This window comes from Robinsoniella sp. (assembly GCF_034124845.1).
Genome location: NZ_JAWYAJ010000281.1, coordinates 75,294 through 78,766 on the forward strand (window position 1 = coordinate 75,294; position 3,473 = coordinate 78,766).

Consider the following 3,473-nt stretch of genomic DNA (forward strand, 5'->3'; position numbering starts at 1 on the left):
TTACTTTGCTTCTTCCTGGACTCTGTCTTCTCAACTTCTTTACTCTTATCTGCTATCTTCTTACTTTGCTTCTTCTTGCCTTCTATCTTCTCAACTTCTTTACTCTTATCTGCTATCTTCTTACTTTGCTTCTTCCTGGACTCTGTCTTCTCAACTTCTTTACTCTTATCTGCTATCTTCTTACTTTGCTTCTTCTTGCCCTCTGTCTTCTCAACTTCTTTACTCTTATCTGCTATCTTTTTACTTTGCTTCTTCTTGCCCTCTGTCTCCTCAACTTCTTTACTCTTATCTGCTATCTTTTTATTTGCTTTTTTCTTGTCCTTATCTGCTGCTGTCTTATCACTGCAAGTCTTCTGCTCCATATCTTTCAATATCTCTTTTGTAAACGTCTTTACCCTGCATTCACAATGTCCACATTTTCCGGATACCTTCGTTGCCTTCTTCACTTGTTTGAACGAATCCGCCCCATCATGAACAGCCTTACGGACATCGTCGTAAGTAACCTTGAAGCAAGGACAGATATATTTTGTTTTTCCCATCACAACACCAATGACGGAGCCGTATAAACTCTGGCCGCCATCTCCGAATCAATCAGATAAAGACCCTTGGGATCTTCGCCAAACAATTTATATTTCTTAATCATGTCTTCCGCATTCTTTTCCTCTTCTCCCTGTTCTTTCACGAACCAGTCCAGAAACTGCATGGTACGGAAGTCCTTTACGGAATATGCCGCCTCATAAATTGTATGAACCAAGCCTGTTACATATTGTTCATGCTCCAAAGTTGCCTGAAGAGGCTCTCCTGGATTTTGAAACTCAAACTCCGGCTTTTCCACTGCTTCGAAAGTAACTTTTGCTCCGTTATTCTGCATATACTGCATAAATAACAAAGCATGGTCCCGCTCTTCCTGTGCCTGAATCTTAAACCAGCTTGCATATCCTTCTAATCCGGTTTCGATAAAATAATTTGAAAAATCAAGATAGAGATACGCGGAATAAAACTCCCTATTAATCTGTGTATTAATCAGTTCTGCTACTTTTTTATCCAACATTTTGTTTCCTCCTTGATTCTGTTATGTGATCATTATAGCACCTGCATCACTAAGAAACAATGTAATTATTATGGTCAATATAAATGCATTACATTCAGTAACCAACTATGATATAATCCTTTTAATAATAATCAATTCCAATAGATATGAAAAGACAAACTAAAGCATTTGCAAATAAACTATTTCCGAGGTACTTATGAGTAAAAATATCAACCTGTTAAAGGGTCCCATTCTGCCTTCACTGACAAAACTGGCTTTACCTATCATGGCAACATCTTTAATTCAAATGGCATACAATATGATCGATATGATCTGGATTGGCAGACTCAGCAGTAATGCGGTGGCTGCAGTAGGCGCTGCAGGCATGTATATGTGGCTGTCAAACGGACTCGCTGCCCTGGGGAGAATGGGCGGACAAGTAAAAGTTGGACACTCCTTTGGTGCCGGGGCGTACCAGACTGCCTCCGACTATGCCAAAGCAGCTCTGCAGCTGGGTATCTTCTTTGGCATTGCCTATGGGCTTGCCTCAATAATCTTCCATGTACCGTTGATTGGCTTCTTTAAACTAAACAGCCCACAGGTTGTATCAGATGCCCAGGTCTATTTAATTATTACCTGCGGCGCAGTTCTGTTCTCCTTTTTGAATCAAATATTTTCCGGAATAATGACAGCTATGGGAAATAGTAAAAACTCCTTAATTGCCACAACGGTAGGGCTTGCATTAAATCTGGTTCTGGATCCGGTACTTATATTCGGCTTAGGTCCGTTCCCTTACCTTGGAGTAGCCGGAGCCGCCATTGCCACCGTACTCGCCCAGGCCGTTGTAACCCTGGTATTTCTGATTTTTGCATTAAAAGATACCGTTATCTTTCAAAAAATACATATATTATCCAGACCATCTAAACGGCATATGTCTGAAATCATACGGATCGGACTTCCCACCTCCATACAGAGTATGATATTTACAGGCATTTCTATGATAATAGCACGCCTCATCGCAGGCTTTGGAGACACTGCCGTCGCCGTTCAGAAAGTTGGTTCTCAGATAGAATCCATTTCCTGGATGACCGCAGATGGTTTTGCGGCTGCCGTAAACTCCTTTGTAGCACAGAACTTTGGCTCAGGCAACATAACCAGAGTAAAGAAAGGATATGCAGTCTCAATGGGCGCTGTTACCGTGTGGGGCATCTTATGTACGCTTATTCTGATCTGCCTGCCAGGACCTATTTTTCAAGTATTTATACCCGACAAAAATGTATTAGGCATGGGTATCGATTACCTGCAGATCCTGGGTATTTCACAATTATTTATGTGTATTGAAATTGCAACAGCAGGTGCATTTTCCGGCTTAGGCAAAACAATACCTCCCTCCGTAGTGGGTATTATTCTCACTTCAGCGAGAATACCGCTGGCACTGTTGCTTGCTGGAACCGCCTTAGGCTTAAATGGAATATGGTGGAGTATCACAATATCCAGTACCCTAAAAGGAATTGCCCTGTTCATCTGGTTTATCCGGTATCAAAGACGTATCCAGAAACCCCTTCAGACAATTTAAAAAAGCATTCACCGTCCCAGGCTTCCTGTCTTCTCCCAACAAATAGTAGATTATTCGGTCAGAAGGTCCATCCTCGATCTCTCTGACCGCAATACCTCCCTTACTCTCCAGATTGTGAGCCACAGACGCCGGGACAATTGCCCAATTATCCTGCCAGAATAAGAATTCCTCTAACAAAGACATTTTATCTAAAAACACTCTGGGCCTCACCCTGCTGTCAAACCAATAGTTATGCCACATATCATATTCCGGATTCCAGGGCATTCGAATCTGCCTGGTAACATCCAGCATAGAGGGATGCACCACTCTGGGATAATTTGCATTTTCAGCACAAATCAATAACATCTGCTCCGTAAATGCAGGAATGGTCTCAACATTCGGTGAGTACATATCATCAGAAATAAATGCAAGATCCACCATTCCACTTTCCACATATTCATAAGCCTCCTGAGAATGAAGCATCCGAACCGACATATTAATATCCGAGTATTCTTTTAAAAATTTCTTATATACTTTTGGTAAAATGTAAGTACTGACGCTATCTACCGCAGCAATATTTAAAATTAACGACCGGTCCAGCCTGGAAATATCTCTTGCCTCTTTCCACAATAATCTCCACTTTTTAGCCACCGGAATAAACGCCCTGCCTTCCTCAGTCAGTTCAATATTCTTAATCCCCTTTTTCCGAACCACCAAAGTATAACCCAGTTCATCCTCCAGTGCTTTCATTCTTCTGCTCAAAGCCGGCTGTGAAACAAAAAGCTTCTTTGCAGCCCTTGAAAGACTTCCTTCTTTTACAATTGTTAAAAATCCCTCTATCTCTAAGTTTGTCATAATACCTTTCCCTATTTTCATTATAAGAAGCGC

4 protein-coding genes are annotated in these 3,473 nt (G+C 41.4%); 1 reads left to right on the top strand and 3 read right to left on the bottom strand.

Annotated features, from left to right (window positions below; genetic code table 11):
• Window positions 1-539: (2Fe-2S)-binding protein (locus ACH2DQ_RS13895; protein WP_395027129.1), on the bottom strand; the 539-nt coding region annotated here is incomplete at its 3' end.
• Window positions 539-1,051 carry a ferritin gene (locus ACH2DQ_RS13900; protein WP_394912021.1) on the bottom strand — a complete coding sequence of 171 codons (513 nt, stop codon included), beginning with the start codon at window positions 1,049-1,051 and terminating at the stop codon, window positions 539-541. The genes ACH2DQ_RS13900 and ACH2DQ_RS13895, both read right to left, overlap by 1 nt.
• A 196-nt stretch (window positions 1,052-1,247) precedes the next feature.
• Between ACH2DQ_RS13900 and ACH2DQ_RS13905 the strand changes: the two genes are divergently transcribed.
• Window positions 1,248-2,606 (top strand): MATE family efflux transporter, encoded by a 1,359-nt coding sequence (locus ACH2DQ_RS13905; protein ID WP_394912020.1) that lies wholly within the window; start codon window positions 1,248-1,250, stop codon window positions 2,604-2,606.
• Here ACH2DQ_RS13905 and ACH2DQ_RS13910 read toward each other — a convergent pair.
• On the bottom strand, window positions 2,532-3,473 hold a 942-nt coding region (locus ACH2DQ_RS13910), incomplete at its 5' end, for a LysR family transcriptional regulator (RefSeq protein WP_395027132.1). The genes ACH2DQ_RS13905 and ACH2DQ_RS13910 overlap by 75 nt on opposite strands.

What these genes read in the sequence shown, in the direction of transcription:
- ACH2DQ_RS13900 (WP_394912021.1), bottom strand. Translation starts at nt 1,051, where the DNA reads ATGTTGGATAAAAAAGTAGCAGAACTGATTAATACACAGATTAATAGG.
- ACH2DQ_RS13905 (WP_394912020.1), top strand. Translation starts at nt 1,248, where the DNA reads ATGAGTAAAAATATCAACCTGTTAAAGGGTCCCATTCTGCCTTCACTG.